The sequence below is a fragment of the Anaerotruncus rubiinfantis genome (assembly GCF_900078395.1).
GTDB lineage: Bacteria > Bacillota > Clostridia > Oscillospirales > Ruminococcaceae > Anaerotruncus > Anaerotruncus rubiinfantis.
Genome location: NZ_FKLA01000009.1, coordinates 2,161,844 through 2,182,253 on the forward strand (window position 1 = coordinate 2,161,844; position 20,410 = coordinate 2,182,253).

Genomic DNA, 20,410 nt, shown 5'->3' on the forward strand with positions numbered 1-20,410 from the left:
TTCTATTCGTTATTAATCAAGGTTGATCCGTTCCAACAAATCGTTGCGCTCATTCCACAGCCGGTCGGACAGATCCACATAGTAGCGGTGCGGATGCTCAAAACGCCGGACCTCTTCCCAAAGGCGCGCCACCTGTTCGGCACAGTATTTCTTGATCTCTTCGAGCGGACGCGGCGTATAAACGCATCTGCCTTTGTCAAAAACCTGTACCAGAAGGCTTTCCGCGCGATAGTTGGTGATCACCTTTTTCTTCCAGGTTGCGACCGGATCGAAAATGGTGATCGGCATCGAATCGTCCACTTTTTCTCCCCGCACCGTCACATAGTCGGCGATGGCCTGTCCGGTTTCCCGGTTATAAAAACGGTAGAGGTCCTTGAAGCAGGGTACCGTGATCTTTTCGATGCTCTCGCTGACCTTGATCTTCGGCACAAATACGCCGTCCTGTTCGACCGCGGCCAGTTTATAGACACCGCCGAATACCGGATCGGACTTGCTGGTGATGAGGTTCTCGCCCACACCGAACATATCGAGCTGAGCGCCCTGGATGATCAGGTCGCGGATGATGTATTCATCAAGCGAATTGGAAGCCATGATCTTACAGTCGGGATAACCCGCGTCATCCAGCATCTGGCGCGCTTTTTTCGAAAGATAGGCGATGTCGCCGCTGTCGATGCGGATGGCCTTTGGACGGCAGCCGAGCGGCGCGAGCACCTCTTCGGCGACCCGAATGGTATTCGGGACGCCGGATTTGATGACATTGTAGGTATCCACCAGGAAAACGGAATTGTCCGGATACAGTTCGGCGTATTTCTTAAACGCCTCATATTCGCTGTCGAACACCTGCACCCAGCTGTGGGCCATCGTTCCGACCGCCGGGATATTGTGGTCGCGATCCGCAATCACACAGGCTGTCGCGGCGCAGCCGCCGATATAAGCCGCTCGCGCGCCAAGGATGGCCGCGTCGTAGCTTTGCGCGCGGCGGGAGCCGAATTCAGAAATCGGACGGCCTTCGGCGGCGCGCACAATCCGGTTGGCTTTTGTGGCTACGAGCGACTGGAAATTCACGGTCAAAAGCACCATCGTCTCGATGAGCTGCGCCTGGATGATCGGGCCGCAGACAACCACGACCGGCTCGTTCGGAAAGACCGGCGTGCCTTCCCGCACTGACCAGATGTCGCATTGAAACTGAAAATGGGCAAGATAATCGAGAAACTTTTCACTGAACTGGCCTTTTTCCCGCAGATAGGCAATATCCTCCTCTGTGAATTTCAGCCCTTTCAGATAATCAATCAGCTGCTCGAGCCCGGCAAACAGCGCAAATCCGCCGTCGTCCGGGATTTTACGGAAGAACATATCAAAAACGGCGATTTTGTCCTCGAATCCGTATTCAAAATATCCGTTTGACATGGTAATCTCATAAAAGTCGGTCAGCATGGTCAGGTTCCGTTTCATATCCATTGGGATCATTCTTGTCACCTCGTTAAACGTTCCTAGGGAATTTTATCCTTAGTTTACACCATTCTGACAAGAATGGCAATCGGTTTTTGTATGATTTCCTTTGCACACTTCGGTTTGCTTGATTTATCCAGCATTTGTGTTATACTAAAATATGTATAATTTACTCAAAAAAGACAGGAGCGTTGTCGATGCGCATCGCATTATTTACAGAAACTTACCTGCCTCATATCAACGGTGTTGTGACTCACGTCAAGTCCCTCAAAGACGGGCTGGAGCAGCTCGGCCATGAGGTCCTGATCGTCACGGCCGATGCTTCCGCGCGCAGGCATTACATCTCGAACGGCATCCTGCATTGCCCCGCGCACACCTCCCAGCGTTTTTACGGCTACGGCATCGCGATGCCGCTTTCCACCACCCGGCTCAAATACATCAGCAAATTCAAGCCCGACGTCATCCATGTGCACCAGGAGTTTGGCATCGGGCTTTCCGGCATGATGATTGCCAAAGTCCTGGGGATCGCGCTTGTTTACACCCTGCACACAATGTATGACGAATACATCTATTATGTCGCGCCGCGGCCGCTTGTACCCATGACCAAAAAGTTCTCCCATCAGTACACCAAGATGTTTGCCCGCTCCGCCCAGGAGATCACCGGCCCTTCGCGCAAATGTGAAGAATATTTTCGCAAGACCGGCGTCTATAAGCCGGTCAACGTGATCCCCAACCCGGTCGATCTCGATGCGTTCAGCATCGACAATATCGATGAAGATAAGAAGGCCGCTTTCCGGCAAAAGTTCGGCTACGGGGAAAATACGATGATCGGCGTGTTTGTCGGGCGGCTCGGGCGCGAAAAAAGCGTGGATGTGCTGCTCGATTACTGGAAAGAGGCTATCCGTCCCGAGGAGGACATCAAGCTGCTCGTCATTGGGGACGGTCCCTGCAAGGAGGAGCTCGAACAGCAGGCGCGCGAACTCGGCATCGCGGATATGGTGACCTTTGCGGGCAAGGTGCTGCACGAGGAGATCCCGCCCTATTATGCCTCCTGCGACTTTTATATTACCGCTTCCACTTCGGACACAAATTCCATTTCGATGCTGGAAGGCATGGCCACCGGCCTGCCCGTTTTGCAGATCGTCGATCCGCTCAACGAAGGCCAGGTAGTCGACGGGATCAACGGCTTCATCTTTCAGGACGCGCAGGAGATGTCCGGGAAGATCCATCTGCTGCGCAAAATGCCCCAGGATGAACTGGACAAGCTCCGCCTGTCCGTGCGCCAATCGGTGGAAAACAGCGGCGCGGTCAACCTGGCGCAATATGTTCTGAATGTCTATAATAAGGCGCTGCGAGAGAAAAAACGGCATCTGCATTTTAGAATGAATCTGCATCTGCGAAGGGAGCGCAAACAATGAAAAACCATTATGACATTGCAATTATCGGCGGCGGGATCGGCGGGCTGATGGCGGCTTACCGCCTGAGTGAAAACGACCCCTCCCTTTCGATCGTCCTGTTCGAAAAAGGAAATCCGCTCGGAAAACGCATCTGCCCAATCATCACCAAACAGGTGAAAACCTGCATCAAATGCAAATCCTGCGCTATCATGGAAGGGCTGGCTGGCGCCGGTGCCTTTTCCGACGGCAAATATGTCATCAGCACCGAATACGGCGGCTGGCTTACCGAGTTTTTGCCGGATGAAACGGTCATCGATTATATCGAACAGGCGGACAAGATTCTTGTGAACTTCGGCGCAACCACCGAACGCTTCCAGCCCAACAATGACCTCAAAAAGCTCTGCATCGGCTACGACCTGCATATGGCGCAGGCACAGCTCAAGCATCTGGGAACCGACTCCAATTTCGACACGATGATGCATCTCATCAATTCGCTCGAGGGGCGGGTTGAAATCCACACCAAGACCAATGTGTCGAATGTCGAACGGACATCACGCGCACTCACGGTGCAGGATGCCGGCGGCGAGCACACCCTCACCGCCGACCGGATCATCTTCGCGGTCGGGCGCGCCGGAAGCATGTTTTTCTCCGACTGGTGCGAAAAAAACAATGTGCCGCTGCACAATAACCAGGTCGATATCGGCGTGCGGGTCGAGCTGCCGTCGATCGTCTGGGAGGACTTCTCCAAAAAGATTTACGAACCGAAAATCTGGTACCGTTCCAAACGTTACGGGGACACCACCCGCATGTTCTGCTTCAACGACCGCGGCCAGGTGGTCACCGAAAACACCAACGGCGTACTTACTGTCAATGGCCACAGCTACCGCGACGAAAGCCGCAAAACCCAGAACAGCAACTTCGCGCTGCTTTCGACCACCAACTTCACCCAGCCATTCAAAGAGCCGATCGAATACGCCAGGTATGTGGCAAGCCTTGCGAACCTCATCAGCGGCGGCAGCGTGCTGGTACAGCGGCTGGGCGACCTGATGAACGGCCGGCGCACCGATGAAAAACGCCTCCGGCAGGGCACCGTCCGGCCGACCTTGTCCGCTGTCCCCGGCGACCTGAGCCTCTGTATGCCCAAGCGTCAGCTCGACAACATCGTTGAGACGCTCCAGGCGCTCGACCAGGTTTCTCCCGGCACCGCCAATTACGATACGCTGCTTTACGGCATCGAATGCAAATATTATTCCGCGCGCCCGAAATGCGATGAATTTGAGATCGAGGGCTGTCCGGGCATCTACGCGGTCGGCGACGGCGCGGGCTTCACCCGTTCGCTTTCGCAGGCGGCGGCCAATGGGCTTTATGTGGCGGACCTGCTCACCCGCAAAAAATAAACCATGTACTGAAAAAGCAGCCGTCCGGAAGGACGGCTGCTTTGCTATGTTCCGGTTATTCCGCGTTGTAGAAAATCTGTGCGATCGGGGAATCTTTCGACAGGATCAAGGTGTTGTCCTCACCCTTCAGGGAAGCTTTTGCCGCGTCAAGCGAACGGACGAACGAATAGAAACCGGCCCGGTCGGCATCGGCATAGGCTTCGGAAAGAATCCGCATGTATTCCGCCTCGCCTTCCGCGATCACTTTTTCCGCGTTTGCCTGCGCTTCGGAAACCTTGATCGAGATGGTTTTGTCGGTTTCGGTGCGGATCTTTTTCGCCTCCGATTCACCTTCCGCCTGATAGGAAGCGGCAATATTGTTGCGCTCGGAGATCATGCGCTCATAGACGGCGTTCTTGTTGTCGTCCGGCAGGTCGAGGTGCTTGGTCTCGACCGCGACGAGGGTCACACCGTACTGATCGAGGCTGCTTCCGATATTTGCAAAGATCGCGCCGGCCAGCTCGTCGCGGCCGGAGATGATCTCGGCCTGCGACAGGCTCGAGATGACGTTCTTCATCGAGTTATAGACGATCGTGCTGATACGCGCCTCCGCGTTGGTGACGTTGCCGTTGAGCGTCTGGATGAACTTGGTCGGATCGGACACCTTCCACAGCACAAAGCTGTCGGCCACCATGGTTTTTTTATCTTTGGTGATGACATCCGAAATCGGCAGGTCATAAAGCAGCACCGTCTTGGGGATCGATTTAACCGTCTGGATAAACGGCGCCTTGAGACTTGGACCGGCTGTATCGCGCACCGCGACAATCTTGCCGAACTGCTGGATGATGCTGTATTCATTGGTCCGGGTGACGACCAGCACGTTGAAGATCAGGATAAACAGGATGACAAGTACGATCAGTACCTTCAGCAGGCGCCCCATCACCTTTTTGACCTTGCCGCCCATTTCTTTCATCGCGTCGACGGTTTTCGGATCGACCTGTGGGCCGCCCTGCCCAAAGGGGTTATTCTGATAAAAATTGTTGTTCATCTTTTATTCCCCTCCTTCCGAACTGCCCGCGGCGGGCGATGCGTTCCCGCCCGATGCAAACGGTTCAAGCGGCAGCAGCTTATTCACACCGCCCGCGCCGTCGTCGATGATGATCTTGAGACCCGGCAGGATCTCCTCCATTGCCTCATAAAACATCCTCTGTTTGGTGATCAGCGGGTTTTTGGTGTACTCCTCATACATCGCGTTGAAGCGCGCGACCTGGCCTTCCGCCTCATTGATACGCGCCTGTTTGGTGGCTTCCGCCTTTTTCAGAATCTCATCCACCTTCGCGACCGCGGCGGGCTCCTGCTCGCTCTTATATTTGTTGGCGTTATTGATGGAGGTTTCCTTCGACTGTTTGGCAGTTTCCACCGCCTTGAAGGCTTCGAGCACCTCGGTCGTCGGCGGTTCGGCGTCCTGGATGGTGATATTCACCAGCATCACGCCGAGATCCTCCTTTTCCAGGCGTTCAATCAGTTTCTCCTTGATCTCAGCCTGGATTTCGTTCTTTCCGGTCGTGATGACGCTGTCGACCGGGTAAAGGCCGATCGTGTCGCGGATATAGCTCTGCGCAAGCGTTTTGAGGATCAGCACCGGGTCCTGCGAAGCATACAGGAACTTGATCGGATCGGACACCTTATATTCCACGAAGAAATCTACGTTGACGAAATTGTAATCCGAAGTGATCATCAGTGATTCGGCCTCGATCGGCTCTTTTGTGTCGAGTTTATAGCCAATTGGGAAACCGTTGATCACGGTGGAAACTTTGGTCACCTGCTGCAAAAACGGGATCTTGTAATGCAAGCCTGGCGAACTCACAGTCGTCGGGGTGCCGAAGGTAGTCACTACCGCCTGCTCCTGTTCGTTGATGCTGTAGACCGCATTAAAAGCCAGCACCGCGACAATCACAAGCGCAATGACAATTTTGGGGACCAGGGATAGGAATGTGCCCTTTTCTTTTGGCATGCCGGGAATCCTCCTTCTTTTATCTCAAGCTCGTTAGGGAAGTAACAAGTAGTATATCATATTCCGACAAGAATCGCCATAATATTCACATATTATTCACATGAATTCATACACTTTTTACAAAGAGAAAACGCCCGCGCTTATTGCGCGGGCGTTTTCTCCGATCCGGTATCTTCCGGCTGTTCCGAAACATTCTGCTGCTGAGCCGCGGCAAGCGCTTCCTGCTCGGCCTTGGCTTTTGCCTGTGCTTTTGCCTTGGCGCGCGCCTCTTCATCAGCAATTTCCTGCGGGGTCTTTTCACGCAGGCGCTTAAAGCAGTAAGGGCACTGGCTGATTTCATCCATCGATCCCTTACGCATCGCAAACCGGTGCCCGCAGGAGGGGCAGCGCCAGTACATCAGATTGATATACAAAAAGGCGCAGACCATGACGATACCCGCGCCGAGCAGGATATTCTCCAAAAGCTTGGAAAAGCGGGTTGCGATCGCGCAGGAAATCATAAACGCACACGCGATATAAAGACAGTAGACCGAAACCCTTCTCCATTTGAACATATCCCAGTTTTTCATTCCAAAATCCCCCTATTCATTGTTTGCCATTGAATCCCGGTAGAGTTTATATTCCATCGAATCAACCAGCGCGTGGATGGACGCGTTGATGATATCGGTTGAAACGCCAACGGTTGTCCAGATGTTCTCCCCATCGCTCGTTTCGATCAGAACCCGCACCAGCGCGGCAGTCGCTTTGCCGGTATCCATGACGCGAACCTTGTAGTCGATCAGCCGCACACCCGAAAGGCCCGGATAAAAAACCTCCAGCGCCTTACGCAGCGCGCGGTCAAGCGCATGGACCGGTCCGTCTCCCTCGTCGGCGGTGATCTCGTACCGGTCGCCCACCCGCAGCTTCACCATTGCGGAAGCCATATGCCGGTCGGCCGCGTCCTGTTCCCCGATGATCCGGAAGAGTTCCAGCTCGAAGAACGGCTTAAAATATCCAAGCTCCTTGAGCACCACCATTTCAAAGCTGGCGGTTGCCGCTTCAAACTGGTAGCCCTCGTATTCGAGCGCCTTGAGCTTGTCCACAAGCTTTTGCAGTTCGGGCGAATCTTTGCGCAGGTTTGGAACGAACTCGGCGACCTTGCTCATCAGCGCCGTGCGGCCGGAAACCTCCGAAAGCAGGATCTGCCGCCGGTTGCCGACCGATTCCGGGTTGATATGCTCGAACGCGGCGGAATTTTTCATCACCCCGTCCACGTGCATGCCGCCCTTATGCGCAAAGGCGCTCTTTCCGACATACGGCATCGAATGCGGAAGCCGCACGTTTGAAACCTCCGATATGTACCGTGCGGTCTTTGTCAGCCGTGAAACCCGGTCGGGCGGAATGCACAGGTAGCCGAGCTTAAGCTGCAAATTTGCGATTGCAGCCGCAAGGTTCGCATTGCCGCAGCGCTCCCCAATGCCGATATAGGTCCCCTGCACATGGTCCGCGCCCGCTTTCACCGCCGCGATTGTCGCCGCGACCGCGCAGCCGGTGTCGTTGTGGCAGTGGATGCCAATCTTTCCCGGGAACCGCTTTTCCATTTCCGCGGTGACCGCCGCGATTTCATCCGGAAAACAGCCGCCGTTCGTATCGCAAAGTACCAGCTTGCAGGCGCCTGCCTTCTCTGCCGCCTCCAGCGTTTCCACCGCGTAATACGGATTCTGCTTGTAACCGTCGAAAAAGTGTTCGCCGTCGAAAAAGACGCGTTTGCCCGCCCTTACGAAAAAATCCACCGTATCGAAGATCATCCGCAGGTTTTCCTCCGGCGTGGTGCCAAGAACCTCGCGAACCTGCCAGTCGGAGGATTTGCCGAACACCGACACACAGCCAGTCCCCGCCCGCAGAAGCGCCGCGCAGTTTTTATCCTCCGTCACCGGAACGCCCCTGCGGCGGGTCGAGCCGAACGCCACAATCCGCGCATGGGAAAGGGAAATTCCCTTCACCCGCTCAAAGAATTCCGCATCCTTGGGGTTGCTGAACGGGTTTCCGGCCTCGATATAGTCGATCCCAAGCTTATCGAGAGAGCGCACAATATTCAGTTTGTCCTCGACCGAATAGGAGACGCTTTCACCTTGCGCGCCGTCCCGCAGGGTCGAATCGAAAATCTCAATCCGTTTCATATTATCACCGCCACATTCCTTCCGGCAATATTAAGATTGTAACACAAACCCGCCGCTTTCACAAGTCCGCGTAAAACGCCCGAATTCCGGCATTTCCCGCAAGTTTTTAGCGCCTTGCACTTTACAAGGATGAAGTTTTGCGCTAAACTAAAAGACGAATATGAAGTACAGCAACAATGGGGTTGCCGCTTGACCTTTTTCAGATTGAAACGGAGGAACCAAGTTGAAGCTACACTTTACCAAAATGCACGGGCTGGGCAACGATTACGTCTATGTCAACTGTCTGGAACAGAAGCTCAGAAACCCGGAGGAAATCTCCCGGATCGTGAGCGACCGTCATTTCGGCGTCGGTTCCGACGGGCTGATCCTCATCTGCCCGTCCGACAGGGCCGATTTTGAAATGCGTATGTTCAACGCGGACGGCTCGGAGGGCAGCATGTGCGGGAACGGCATCCGCTGTGTCGGGAAGTTTGTCTATGACAAACGGCTGACCGGAAAAAAACACCTCACAATCGAAACCAGAAGCGGGATCAAGACGCTCGACCTCACGGTCGAAGACGGCAGCGTTTCAACGGTGGCGGTCGATATGGGCAAGGCATCCTTTCGTGCGAAAGACGTGCCGGTCGAAACGGAATACGACGAGTTCATCAGCCAGCCAATGCTGGTGCGCGGCGAGGTTTACCTTGTGACCTGCGTATCGATGGGCAACCCCCACGCGGTCATCTTCTGCGAGGATGTGGATAACGTCGACCTCGAAGAGATCGGACCGCTTTTTGAAAACCACGCGGATTTTCCGGAACGGATCAACACCGAATTTATCGAGCTGGTCGACCGGCAGACGCTTAAAATGCGCGTTTGGGAACGCGGCAGCGGAGAAACCTTTGCCTGCGGCACCGGCGCGTGCGCTTCGGTCGCGGCTGCGGTGATCAACGAGCACTGCGATCCGGATACTGAAGTGACCGTCCGGCTTCTGGGCGGAGATCTCAAGATCACCTGCTCTCAGGACTATAAAATCCTGATGAAAGGCCCCGCTACCCACGTCTTCGACGGCGTGGTGGAGATTGGCTGAGTCAGCCTGTATTAATGGCGTTTGTACAATGGCGTGCAGATCGCTGGACAACAAATAATTGGAGTGATCGATTTATGGCGCACGTCAACGAAAATTACCGAAACCTTAAGGACAGCTATCTCTTTTCGGACATCAACAAGCGGGTCGCGGCGTTCGCGGCGGCACATCCGGAAAAGAAAATCATCCGTCTCGGAATAGGCGACGTTACCCTTCCGCTCATGCCGCGGGTCATCGAAGCGCTGCGCGGCGCGGTGGACGAGATGGGATCGGCCGCCACCTTCCACGGCTACGGCCCGGAACAAGGCTACGGCTTTCTGCGCGATGCGATTCGGGACTACTATGCCCACATCGGCACCGCGCTCGAACCGGACGAGATTTTCGTCTCGGACGGCGCGAAAAGCGATCTTGGAAATCTCACCGACCTTTTTGCCGCGGACAACACCGTACTGATCCCCGACCCGGTTTATCCGGTCTATGTGGACACAAACCTCATGAACGGCCGCAAAATTATTTATCTCGCGGCGAACGCGGAGAATGGTTTTCTTCCGATGCCGGACGTATCTGTTCACGTGGACCTCATCTACCTCTGCTCCCCGAACAATCCGACCGGCGCGGTCTACACAAAGGAGCAACTGAAAGGATGGGTCGACTACGCGCTCGCCAACGAAGCGGTGATCTTATTCGACGCGGCGTACGAGGCGTTCATCAGCGATCCGGCCCTGCCGCGCAGCATCTATGAAATCGAAGGCGCGAAAAGCTGCGCGATCGAACTCTGCTCGCTTTCGAAAACCGCTGGCTTCACCGGCACCCGCTGCGGCTACACCGTCGTGCCTCACGCGCTCACCGCGAAGACGGCGGGCGGCGGGGTCCTTTCGCTCAACCGGATGTGGCTGCGCCGCCAGACGACCAAGTTTAACGGCGTCCCGTACATCGTGCAGCGCGGCGCGGCGGCGGTCTTTACCGAGGAAGGCATGCGGCAGGCCAAAGAAACGATCGGCTACTACAAGCAGAACGCAAAGATCATGGCCGAGACGCTCACCCGGAAAGGCATCCGGTTCTTCGGCGGGGTGCATTCGCCGTACCTCTGGATGGAGTGTCCAAACGGGATGAAATCCTGGGAATTTTTCGACTATCTGCTCGAAAACGCCGCTGTCGTCGGCACCCCCGGCGAAGGATTCGGCGTGAACGGAGAAGGCTATTTCCGTCTCACCGCATTCGGCGGTCGTGACAACACGGCCGAAGCGATGGAACGGTTTCAGAAATTGTTCTAAATTCAACAAGGAGGACCTATCATGGACGAGCTGCACTACCTGTGGAAGGATCGCAAACGCATCCTGGGCATGCCCATCACCTTTACCAAGTACGCCATGTCCGACGACCGGATCTTTTTGGAAACCGGCCTTCTCAATATCAAAATGGAGGAGGTCATCCTCTACCGGGTACGGGACATCAGCCTTTCCATCTCGCTTTGGCAGCGGATCTTCGGGGTCGGCACCGTCACGCTGCAGTCCTCCGACAAGAGCCTGCCTGTCCTGGAGCTCAAAAACATCAAGCGGCCCCGCGAGGTTAAGGAACTGATCCACAAACAGGTCGAGGAGATGAAGATCGCCCGTAAGCTGCGCGTCGGCGAGGTGCTCGACACCTGCGATCACGACTTTGACGGCGACGACAGCGCTGACAGCGTCATTCTGTAAATACAATCAAAAAGGCTCCTGCGGAAAATCGCGGGAGCCTTTTTGATATCTTACCGCACAGCGCGCCAGAGAAGGCGGTTCTCTGTAAACTGCGTTTCAAGGTTCTGTTCGTCGCAAAGGTACGAAAGGTAGGAACGCACCGTGCTTCCAACCAGGACATATTGATTAAAATCCATCGTGAGCGCATAGTGGTCAAATACACGTTTGAGAATTTCCTCAAAGCAAAGCGGTTCACGGCAGATAGCAAGCAGCATATCTATATTTTCGTGCACCTTGCGGCGGTTTGCTTCGCACAGCGGACGGATATCCGTAACCACAGGCGCATGCGCCGGGACAAAACAGTCTCCTTCCAGTGTTTCAACCTTATCGAGCGTATCCAGATAGGCTTTTACATCGTAGAGGAAGGCCAGGTGATATTTTTCGAGGATGTTCTCTCCGGAGAGGCAGTCGGCCAGAAACCACACGCCGTCCGGCGTCTTTATCCCGAACATCGCAAAGAAATGCCCCGGCAGCGGCAGGATTTCCATCCCGTCCGGAAGTTTCCATTCTCCGATCTCGCGCGCATCGCTCGGCTGCGCCATCAGAAATTTGTTGCGGAGCGCCTTGCAGGGATAGCCGCCGTAGAGGAAAGACGGTTCCAAAACCGGGTACTTTGTGAAAGCGGCTTCCATCCCGGCGGTATAGGCCGGCACGCCGAGCCGGTCCTGCAGCAGCCGGTTCCCGCCGATATGGTCGGCGTTTGAATGGGTATTGAGGATCGCTGTAAGTTTCCAGCCGTTTGCATCGAGAAGCTTGAGCACCTTTTTGCCCGCTTCCTTGTCATTTCCGCTGTCAATGAGCAGCGCGCCAGCATCATCCAGAAGATAAATCCCCATCTTTGCCGGGCAGTCGATATAAAAGGTTCGTTCTGTCAGCCTGACCAGCTCGTACATTTTTTGTTTCCCCTCCTTATTCGATCCCGTAGAGCAGGGCGTTCACGATGGCGGCGGCTACGTTGCTGCCGCCTTTGCGCCCGCGCGCCACGATATGCGGCGTGCCGGTTCCAAGGATCAGTTCCTTGCTCTCCACTACGTTGACAAATCCGACTGGCACGCCGATCACAAGCTCAGGATGAAGCCTTCCTTCCCCGATCAGCTCATAAAGCCTGATCAGGGCGGTCGGCGCGTTGCCGATTGCGAAAATGAGCGGACCGGTGAGCGCGCAGGCCTTCTCCATGCTCGCGACCGCGCGGGTTGTCCCGTTTTGCTTTGCGGCGGCGGCCACGTCCGCGTCGGACATAAAGCAGTGCACCGCGCCGCCGAACCGCGCAAGGCTCTTTTTGTTGATCCCGGCCTTTGCCATCTGGGTATCGGTTACGACCGACGCGCCAGCGCGCAGCGCAGCGCGCGCAGTTTCCACCGCACTGGGCGAGAAGGTGAGATTTTCGGCATAATCGAAGTCGGCGGTCGTATGGATCACCCGTTTGACGACCGCTTCCCGCTCCGGGCTGAGCATGACGCCCCGCGCTGCAAGCTCCTCCCCGATCATTTCCATGCTGCGCCGCTCAATATCGGCGGGCAGTATGTTTTGCAGCTCCACTTTCATCCCGTCCCTCACAATTCAATCCCGCGCCGCGCCGGGACGCCGCGGTCATATGGATGCTTACGTTTGACCATCTCGGTCACGTAATCCGCCTTTTCGAGCAGCCAGTCGGGTGGATTGCGCCCGGTCAGAACCAGTTCGGCCTGCTCCGGTTTTTGCTCGATGAGGCTTCGCAACAGATCCTCGTCGACCAATTCACAGGAAAGCGCGCCGAGGATCTCATCGAGGACGAGCAGGTCACACTGCCCCGCGCGCAGCAACTCGAGGGCGGTGAGCAGGTTCTTGGTGCAAAGGTCGTAGGTCTGCTGCAATTCCCGTTCATCCATCTGGAAAGTGAACTTTTCACTCGCCTTGCCGCGGATGACCGTGATGCCCGGAATCAGCGCGAGCGAAGAAAGCTCGCCCGTTTCCTGCCCTTTGAGAAACTGTAAAATTGCAACTTTCATGCCGTTCCCCGCGGCACGCGCCGCAAGTCCAATCGCAGCGGTGGTCTTCCCCTTGCCGTCGCCGCAGTAGATATGAATGAGGCCTTTCATATGCCTTCCTCCAGAATCCGATAAATTTTTTCCATGTCGAGCGATTCCCGCACGCCTTTTGCAAGCAGATTGTACTGCTCTTCGCGGCGCCCGTCAAGATCGGCCGACGCGATATTCTCCCAGGCAATCCCCTTCGCCTTGCAGAGCGAAACGATCAGCGCTTTGGCCGGCTCCTGCTTATCAAACAGGCCATGCAGATAAGTACCATAGATATTTCCCTGCTGCGCGCCGTCCGCATGGACTTGCGGGATGCCTCCGGTCGTGCGGATTTTGGTGAGCGGCTCGTTTGACAGGGTTTGGCCCATGTGGATTTCGTACCCTGCCACCGGCACGCCTGAGAGTCCGGAAAGTATCCCGCCGATCCTGCCTGCAAAGCTGCCTACCACCTGGGTACGGGTCTTCTGCGGCGCGAATACGGTTACAACCGGCAAAAGCCCCATCCCTTTGAGGCTTCCCCCGTGTTCCACATTATGCGGATCGTGCAGGGCCTCCCCAAGCATCTGGTAGCCGCCGCAGACGCCAAGCACCGCGCCGCCGGCCGCGGCATGTTTGAGGATCGCAGCCTCAAGCCCGCTCTGGCGCAGCCAGAGCAGGTCCTCCATCGTGTTCTTGGTACCCGGCAGGATGATGAGATCCGGACTGCGCAGTTCCCCGACGCGCTTGACATACCGCAGGGAAACCCCGTCGATCGCGGAAAGCGGATTGAAGTCGGTGAAATTGGAAAGCCGCGGCAGGCGGATCACCGCGATGTCCACGGCGCCCGCCGTATTTGGCGCGTCCAGCCGTTCGGACAGGCTGTCCTCATCATCTAGGTCGAGACGCAGGTACGGCACCACGCCGACCACCGGCACGCCGGTTGCCTGTGCGATCATCTCAACACCCGGCTCCAGGATGGTTTTATCCCCACGGAACTTGTTGATGACCATTCCCTTGACCATCTCCCGCTCATCCGGCTCTAGCAGCAGCAGCGTCCCAGCGAGCGACGCGAACACGCCGCCCCGGTCGATGTCCCCGGCAAGCAGGACCGGCGCCCCCGCCAACTTCGCCATGCCCATGTTGACGATGTCATCCTGTTTTAGATTGATTTCCGCCGGGCTGCCCGCTCCTTCGAGCACAATGATGTCATACTGCCCCGCGAGTGTTTCATATGCCTCCCGGATCTTTGGGACGAGCGTATGTTTCATCTGAAAATATTCCCGCGCACTCATGTTGCCAATCACTTCGCCGTTCACAATCACCTGCGAGCCGGTGTCACTCGATGGTTTCAAGAGGATCGGATTCATCAGCACCGACGGCTCGATCCCGGCGGCCTGCGCCTGCATCACCTGCGCGCGGCCCATCTCGAGCCCTTCGGACGTGATGAATGAATTGAGCGCCATATTCTGGGATTTAAACGGCGCGACGGTGTAGCCGTCCTGCCGGAAGATGCGGCAGAGCGCCGCCGCAAGAAAGCTCTTTCCCGCGTTTGAAGTGGTGCCCTGCACCATAATCGCCTTAGCCATGCGCAGCCTCCCTTTGCAGGATCATTTTCAGGGCTTCCAGAAGCCGGTCATTCTGCCCCGGCAGTTTTACCGCCGCACGGCAGTAGCGCCGGTCGAGACCTTGGAAATTTTCACAGGAACGGATCAGGATATCCCATTCGAGCAGCCTTTCTCTGAGGTCGGCCGGCCCGTCGTATCGAAAAAACAGGTAATTCGCGCGCGAACCGATGACCGTAAGGCCCAGTTCGCCCAGCCGGGCGCGCATCCGCTCCCGTTCGGATTTTACCAGCGCGCACGTGCGTTTTACATATTGTGTATCCGCGAGCGCGGCCACGCCCGCAACCTGCGCCGGGACCGACACGTTCCACGGCTGCCCGCAGGCAGCAGCACTTTCATTCAGCGTTTCGTCCGAGCAGAGCAGGTATCCGAGCCGCAGTCCGGCCATCGCATAAAGCTTCGTGAAGGCCTTCAGGATCAGAAGATTCGGAAATTCTCCGAGTGCGCCGGTCAGTGTAAAGGCCTCTGGATCATCCAAAAACGGGACAAAACACTCATCCAGCAGGAGCCGCGTCCCACATTCCTGGCATCTTTGCAGGATACGCAGGAGCAGCCCCCGCTCCACTGTCTGGCCAGTCGGGTTGTTTGGATTGCAGAGAAACAGCAGATCCACCGACGGTCCGATCGTGTCCAGCAGTGTTTCGTCCAGGCAAAAATCGGCCTTTTCGGAAAGAGGATGAAACACCACCTCACAGCCGGCGGCGCGCAAAGCGCGCTCGTACTCCGCGAAAGCCGGCGCTGTTACAACAGCCCGTCGGGGCTTCACCGCCTGCACCGTCCGGAAAATGAGATCTGCCGCGCCATTGCCGCAGAGAATCCACGCGGGCGGAACTTTCTCCGCCTTCGAGAGCGCCGCTGTCAGTTCGCGGCAAAGCGGGTCCGGATACTGCGCGAAACTGCCAATCGAGCTGGAAAGCGCCGCCCGTACACTTTCCGGCAGGCCGAGCGGGCTCAGGTTCGCGGAGAAATCGAGCAATTCCTTTTCGTGCCCGTAGATGTCCCCGCCGTGGATAAGTTCGGTCATTGCGTTACCCCTTAAAACAAGAATATGAATAATACTTTACAGATAGAAAAGAAAACAAGCGCCAAAAATGAGGTGCCCGCCATCAGCCAGTTCGCTTTGCGGATATCATCCGCAACCGGCGGACGCAGATCGTCCCCGATGGTCGGCTTCTCATGCAGGACGCCGCCGTAGCGCGCGCTGCCCGCGAGCTGAACGCCGAGCGCGCCCGCGCAGGCCGCTTCGGTCTGGGCGCTGTTTGGGCTTGCATGCTTTTGCCGGTCGCGCATCCAGATTCTTGCCGCGCCCGGTGAGTCAAGCCCCAAAAACGCGGCGGCAACGATCATCAGGAGCGCAGAAATACGCGCGGGGAAAAAATTCGCCGCGTCGTCCAGCCGCGCCGCAAAGGTTCCAAAATACCGGTATNGGACGCCGCCGTAGCGCGCGCTGCCCGCGAGCTGAACGCCGAGCGCGCCCGCGCAGGCCGCTTCGGTCTGGGCGCTGTTTGGGCTTGCATGCTTTTGCCGGTCGCGCATCCAGATTCTTGCCGCGCCCGGTGAGTCAAGCCCCAAAAACGCGGCGGCAACGATCATCAGGAGCGCAGAAATACGCGCGGGGAAAAAATTCGCCGCGTCGTCCAGCCGCGCCGCAAAGGTTCCAAAATACCGGTATTCCTCATTTTTGTAACCGATCATCGAATCGAGCGTATTGACCGCCTTATAGCAGAATCCGAGCGGCGCGCCGCCGAGCATCAGGAAAAAAAGCGGCGCCACCACACCGTCCGAAGTGTTTTCCGCCACCGTTTCAATCGCGGCTTTTGTCACCTGAATAGGCGAAAGCCGTTCGGTGTCCCTCCCGACAATCATTGAAACCGCCTGCCGCGCGGCCGCCAGATCCGCTTTCTGCAGCGCGCGGCGTACGTTCATGCTCTCGGCATAAAGCGCATGCACAGCGAGCAGCTGGTAGCACATGAACGCCTCAAGCAGAAATGCGGCTGGTTTTCCTCCAAATTCCCGTGCCAGATATAGAAGCCCCCATGACGCCGCGCCCGAAACCATGACGACCAGCACGACCAGCAGCGTTCCGCCGATGCGTTCCCCGGTTTTTGTCTTTGGGAATACTGCCCGGAGGAGCTTTTCAAGCTTTTCGATCAGCCAGCCAATCAGCCGTACCGGATGCGGCAGCCAGTGCGGGTCCCCGAACAGCAGATCGAGCAGAAAGCCAAGCGCGATTACCGAGACTGCATAAAACATCCAAAATTCCCTCCCGCTTCGATCTTCTGCCGGACGGTTACGGTTTTCCGCGTTTCCCAGCGCGTTTTTTCCGCTTCGACGGCAAAACCCTCAAGGTTTCCGATCTGCCACTCGTAAAACATCCTTTTAGGCCGCGCAAACCGCTCCAGGATCGCCATGATGACTCCTCCGTGCGTCACAATCGCAACACTCATGAGGCCGTCCGCAAAAGCGCGCTCCACGATCCGCGCAAAAGCGGCACAGCACCGCTCTTTGAATAAGCCGATCTCTTCGCCGCCCGGCGGGCTCATCGCGCCGCCGGCCGCCACCCACGCGCGATATTCCGGCTGGTGTTCGAGCTCCCGGTGGGTCTTTCCTTCGATCGAGCCGAAATCGCATTCACGCAGATCCTCCACCGGATGAAGTTCTTCCATCGGGTAGAGAATCCGCGCCGTCTGGCGGCAGCGCAGCATCGGGCTCACATACACGGCCTGGGCGGCCGGATATGCCATATTGCAGAAGGAGGCGATTCCCGCATCGGAAAGCGCCTCGTCGGTGCGGCCGATATAACGGCGTTCGAGATTTCCCTGCGTCTGCGCATGCCGGATCAGGAAAAGTTCCATCATTGTTCCCCCTTGATGAGCTGCGGGATTCCCGCGACGACCCGCTCGACCCGCTCGCTCCTTTGCGCGAGCAGACAGCACACACGCCCCACAGCCTCCCGCCAGGCCCGCTCAAACGGATCGGCCGGAACGATCCCGTAACCAACCTCGTCGGTCACGATCAGTGCATCCGGATTCTCCGCGAAGAGCCGTTCGGCCCATTCGAGCGGATCGCTCCCAGCTATCAGGAGCCGCCGTATCAGCAGATGCAAACGGTACACGACCGGCTGGCATGGGACCGCATCAAGCGGACAGCTTTCCCCATTGCAGATTTCTTCTATCGCAAAGCCGGTGCGCGCGCGCGCAAGCGAAAGCTTGCCCTGCGCGTGCCCGCCAATCAGCATCTTCATCAAAAATTCCTCCCTACCGTAACCGCCAGCAGAATCAGCCCTTCGCAAAGCTGCAAAAACCATCCGCACAGATCGCCGGTAATCCCGCCGAACTGCCGTTCTGCCATAAGCCGGTAATATTGAAACAGCGCGAGTGATGTCAAAATGACAAGCGCGCCTGTAAACGGCAAAAGCAACAGCATCACCGCAGAACAGAGTGCGGCGCCGCTTACGAGCGCAGCGCCAGTGCGCCGCTTTACCGCCGCATCCGCGAAGGTGGCGGCGAGCCCGCTTGTTTTCGCGCACGGAAAATGGACGACCGAAAGCCCGCTCAGGCACCGCGAGAGAAAAAAACCGAGCGCGAGCACCACGGCTGAAAGCGGATCAAACGGAAAGGTGAAATACTGACACCAAAGCCCGAACAGCAAAAACAGGTAGAGGCAGCAGGCAATCAGCGCGAACGCGCCGATGTGTGAATCCTTCAGGATTTCGAGCTTGCGTTCGCGCGGCGCGTGGGAACCGAGCGCGTCAGCGGTGTCGCAGAAACCATCGAGATGAATCCCGCCCGAAAGCACAGCCGGAAGCGCAACCGCAACCGCCGCCGCGAGCGCAGGCGTAACCCCCACACGGGCACAGAACCACAGCCACAGCCATATCGCGCCGCCGATCAATAGCCCAACCAGCGGGAAACATGCCATTACGTAACGCATATTTTCCCTTTTCCAGGCGGCCTGCGGCGCGGGAAAAACCGAATACATCGAAAAGGCGATCGCAAGCGAAGCGAACAGCGGTCTCATCTCGTTTCCTCCCCTTTCAAAACGACCGGAATTGAATAGACGACCTCCACCACCCGATCGGCGCGCGCCGCCAGTTTCCGATTGATCTCGCCCAGAAGATCGATGTAATGAAGGGTTACGGGATCGTATCCTTCACCGTCCGAAAAGACCTCATTGGTTACAACGATCAAATGAGCCGCCTGCCTACAAAGCGAATCGATTCCGCTGAGCACCGCCTGCACGGCATTCTCACCCGCGCCCGTTTCGTCAAAGAGTTCATTTGCCACGATATTTGAGAGGCATTCGAGCAAAACAACCGCACCAGCCGGAATTTTTTCTTCCGCAAGGCCTGTGTACCGTTCGACGGTCACAAATCCCCGGCCGGCCCGCGCGGCACGGTGCTTTGCAATACGCGCCTCACATTCCGCGTCGAACGAACGCATCGTTGCGAGATAGATGCGCTCTCCCGCGTCGAGCTGGACGGCAATCTGTTCGGCATATTCGGATTTTCCGCTGGCGCTTCCTCCAGTAACCATCATCAGCATAACGGCTTATAATCCTCAATTTCAATTTCCGAGAAGGTGCTCATCTCATTGTAAACGGCCAATGCCATGTCGAGAACCGGCAGCACGGCGACCGCGCCGGTTCCCTCGCCGAGGCACATCCGGGCTGTCAGGAAGGGGGATAGTCCCAATTCATCCAGCAACAGTCCTCCGGCCGGTTCATTTGAAACGTGCGATGCGAGCATGTAATCCCGCGCCTGCGGGCAGATACGGCATGCCGCGAGCGCCGCAGCAGCCGAGATAAACCCGTCCACCAACACCGGCACACCCGAGACTGCCCCGCCCAAAAACACTCCGCAAAGCCCCGCGAGATCGAATCCACCGACCTTTGCGAGCACGTCGACCGGGTCCGACGGATCAGGATGATTCAGCGCCACCGCCTGTTTGACCGCGGCAATCTTCCGCGCAAGGCCTTCGCTCGAAAGCCCCGCTCCGCGTCCGGTCACCGCTTCCGGCGCAACATTCAAAAGCACCGATGTGACGGCGCTTGAGGTGGTCGTATTCCCAATGCCCATCTCGCCGGTCGCAAGAATCTGATACCCCTGCGCTTTGAGCTGCGCGGCCAGATCGATCCCGTATGTAATCGCCGCGAGTGCCTGCGCGCGGGTCATCGCAGGCTCTTTCGTCATATTTTTGGTTCCATAGCCAAGCTTGTGGACGCGAAGCCCCGGCCCGCTCACGTCGCGGGAAACACCGATATCGACCGGCAGCACATCACAGCGCGCGGCGCGCGCCATGGCGCAGACGCTCGTCTGGCCAGTGGTAAAATTTTCGGTGACAATCGCGGTGACGTCGCTGCCGGTCTGAGTGACGCCTTCGGCCACCACGCCGTTGTCGGCGCACATGATCACCACCGCGCGTTTCGCGAGCTCGACGCGCGCGCTGCCAATGATCCCGGCAATCCGCACCACTGCCGATTCGAGCAGACCAAGGCTGCCAAGCGGCTTTGCAATGCTGTCCCAACGTTTCTGCGCCGCATTCATTGCCGCCTGGTCAAGCGGCCTGATCTTCAAAATAGTTTCCGCCAGCTCCATT

Annotated in this window: 21 protein-coding genes; 5 read left to right on the forward strand and 16 right to left on the reverse strand. The window is 57.0% G+C overall.

The genetic code is table 11. From position 1 onward, the window contains the following. Positions 1-12 precede the first annotated feature (12 nt). The gene (locus tag BN4275_RS15845) at positions 13-1,467 is read right to left on the reverse strand and encodes a nicotinate phosphoribosyltransferase (RefSeq protein ID WP_423719471.1); all 1,455 of its coding nucleotides are present in this window, start codon (positions 1,465-1,467) and stop codon (positions 13-15) included. Positions 1,468-1,646: 179 nt separating this feature from the next. On the opposite strand from BN4275_RS15845, the gene BN4275_RS15850 reads away from it, so the two are divergent. Both BN4275_RS15850 and BN4275_RS15855 read left to right on the forward strand, forming a co-directional pair. Next, positions 1,647-2,867, forward strand: a complete 1,221-nt coding sequence (locus tag BN4275_RS15850) for a glycosyltransferase (RefSeq protein WP_066459995.1) — start codon at positions 1,647-1,649, stop codon at positions 2,865-2,867. Continuing rightward, the gene (locus tag BN4275_RS15855) at positions 2,864-4,243 is read left to right on the forward strand and encodes an NAD(P)/FAD-dependent oxidoreductase (protein WP_066459996.1); all 1,380 of its coding nucleotides are present in this window, start codon (positions 2,864-2,866) and stop codon (positions 4,241-4,243) included. The genes BN4275_RS15850 and BN4275_RS15855 overlap by 4 nt, the downstream gene beginning before the upstream one ends. Positions 4,244-4,298: 55 nt before the next feature. On the opposite strand, the gene hflC is transcribed toward BN4275_RS15855, so the two are convergent. The 4 genes from hflC to cimA all read right to left on the reverse strand — a co-directional run bounded on the left by hflC (position 4,299) and on the right by cimA (position 8,395). Next, the gene (hflC, locus tag BN4275_RS15860) at positions 4,299-5,270 is read right to left on the reverse strand and encodes a protease modulator HflC (protein ID WP_341423457.1); all 972 of its coding nucleotides are present in this window, start codon (positions 5,268-5,270) and stop codon (positions 4,299-4,301) included. 3 nt (positions 5,271-5,273) lie between these two features. Further along, positions 5,274-6,236 carry an FtsH protease activity modulator HflK gene (gene hflK, locus BN4275_RS15865; protein ID WP_066459997.1) on the reverse strand — a complete coding sequence of 321 codons (963 nt, stop codon included), beginning with the start codon at positions 6,234-6,236 and terminating at the stop codon, positions 5,274-5,276. A 140-nt stretch (positions 6,237-6,376) separates the two neighbouring features. Next, positions 6,377-6,805 carry an FmdB family zinc ribbon protein gene (locus tag BN4275_RS15870; protein ID WP_066459998.1) on the reverse strand — a complete coding sequence of 143 codons (429 nt, stop codon included), beginning with the start codon at positions 6,803-6,805 and terminating at the stop codon, positions 6,377-6,379. A gap of 12 nt (positions 6,806-6,817) precedes the next feature. Continuing rightward, positions 6,818-8,395 (reverse strand): citramalate synthase, encoded by a 1,578-nt coding sequence (cimA, locus tag BN4275_RS15875; protein WP_066459999.1) that lies wholly within the window; start codon positions 8,393-8,395, stop codon positions 6,818-6,820. Between the two features lie 244 nt (positions 8,396-8,639). Between cimA and dapF the strand changes: the two genes are divergently transcribed. The 3 genes from dapF (at position 8,640) to BN4275_RS15890 (ending at position 11,158) form a co-directional block, all read left to right on the forward strand. After that, positions 8,640-9,464 (forward strand): diaminopimelate epimerase, encoded by an 825-nt coding sequence (dapF, locus tag BN4275_RS15880; RefSeq protein WP_066460535.1) that lies wholly within the window; start codon positions 8,640-8,642, stop codon positions 9,462-9,464. A gap of 74 nt (positions 9,465-9,538) precedes the next feature. Next, a complete protein-coding gene (locus tag BN4275_RS15885) occupies positions 9,539-10,735 on the forward strand; it encodes an LL-diaminopimelate aminotransferase (protein WP_066460000.1) in 1,197 nt (398 codons plus the stop codon). A gap of 21 nt (positions 10,736-10,756) precedes the next feature. Continuing rightward, positions 10,757-11,158 carry a PH domain-containing protein gene (locus BN4275_RS15890; RefSeq protein WP_066460001.1) on the forward strand — a complete coding sequence of 134 codons (402 nt, stop codon included), beginning with the start codon at positions 10,757-10,759 and terminating at the stop codon, positions 11,156-11,158. Between the two features lie 50 nt (positions 11,159-11,208). Here BN4275_RS15890 and BN4275_RS15895 read toward each other — a convergent pair whose 3' ends face one another. The 11 genes from BN4275_RS15895 to cobT all read right to left on the reverse strand — a co-directional run bounded on the left by BN4275_RS15895 (position 11,209) and on the right by cobT (position 20,409). After that, positions 11,209-12,090, reverse strand: coding sequence for an MBL fold metallo-hydrolase (locus BN4275_RS15895; RefSeq protein ID WP_066460002.1), 882 nt, complete (start codon positions 12,088-12,090; stop codon positions 11,209-11,211). Positions 12,091-12,106: 16 nt separating this feature from the next. Beyond that, entirely contained in the window at positions 12,107-12,742 is a 636-nt protein-coding gene (locus tag BN4275_RS15900; protein ID WP_066460003.1) for a precorrin-8X methylmutase, read from the reverse strand. An 8-nt stretch (positions 12,743-12,750) separates the two neighbouring features. Continuing rightward, positions 12,751-13,275 (reverse strand): cob(I)yrinic acid a,c-diamide adenosyltransferase, encoded by a 525-nt coding sequence (locus BN4275_RS15905; protein ID WP_066460004.1) that lies wholly within the window; start codon positions 13,273-13,275, stop codon positions 12,751-12,753. Continuing rightward, a complete protein-coding gene (locus BN4275_RS15910; RefSeq protein ID WP_066460005.1) occupies positions 13,272-14,777 on the reverse strand; it encodes a cobyric acid synthase in 1,506 nt (501 codons plus the stop codon). The genes BN4275_RS15905 and BN4275_RS15910 overlap by 4 nt, the downstream gene beginning before the upstream one ends. Then, positions 14,770-15,837, reverse strand: coding sequence for a threonine-phosphate decarboxylase CobD (cobD, locus tag BN4275_RS15915; RefSeq protein WP_066460006.1), 1,068 nt, complete (start codon positions 15,835-15,837; stop codon positions 14,770-14,772). The genes BN4275_RS15910 and cobD overlap by 8 nt, the downstream gene beginning before the upstream one ends. Positions 15,838-15,848: 11 nt before the next feature. Further along, positions 15,849-17,066 carry an adenosylcobinamide-phosphate synthase CbiB gene (gene cbiB / locus BN4275_RS15920; protein WP_066460007.1) on the reverse strand — a complete coding sequence of 406 codons (1,218 nt, stop codon included), beginning with the start codon at positions 17,064-17,066 and terminating at the stop codon, positions 15,849-15,851. After that, entirely contained in the window at positions 17,045-17,668 is a 624-nt protein-coding gene (locus BN4275_RS15925) for a histidine phosphatase family protein (protein WP_161940212.1), read from the reverse strand. The genes cbiB and BN4275_RS15925 overlap by 22 nt, the downstream gene beginning before the upstream one ends. Next, positions 17,668-18,057, reverse strand: coding sequence for a bifunctional adenosylcobinamide kinase/adenosylcobinamide-phosphate guanylyltransferase (locus tag BN4275_RS15930; protein WP_066460009.1), 390 nt, complete (start codon positions 18,055-18,057; stop codon positions 17,668-17,670). The genes BN4275_RS15925 and BN4275_RS15930 overlap by 1 nt, the downstream gene beginning before the upstream one ends. Next, positions 18,057-18,833, reverse strand: coding sequence for an adenosylcobinamide-GDP ribazoletransferase (locus BN4275_RS15935; RefSeq protein WP_066460010.1), 777 nt, complete (start codon positions 18,831-18,833; stop codon positions 18,057-18,059). The genes BN4275_RS15930 and BN4275_RS15935 overlap by 1 nt, the downstream gene beginning before the upstream one ends. Then, the gene (locus tag BN4275_RS15940) at positions 18,830-19,357 is read right to left on the reverse strand and encodes a bifunctional adenosylcobinamide kinase/adenosylcobinamide-phosphate guanylyltransferase (protein ID WP_066460011.1); all 528 of its coding nucleotides are present in this window, start codon (positions 19,355-19,357) and stop codon (positions 18,830-18,832) included. Before BN4275_RS15940 ends, BN4275_RS15935 begins: the two co-directional genes overlap by 4 nt. Beyond that, positions 19,351-20,409, reverse strand: coding sequence for a nicotinate-nucleotide--dimethylbenzimidazole phosphoribosyltransferase (gene cobT, locus BN4275_RS15945; RefSeq protein ID WP_066460012.1), 1,059 nt, complete (start codon positions 20,407-20,409; stop codon positions 19,351-19,353). The genes BN4275_RS15940 and cobT overlap by 7 nt, the downstream gene beginning before the upstream one ends. Position 20,410 lies beyond the last annotated feature (1 nt).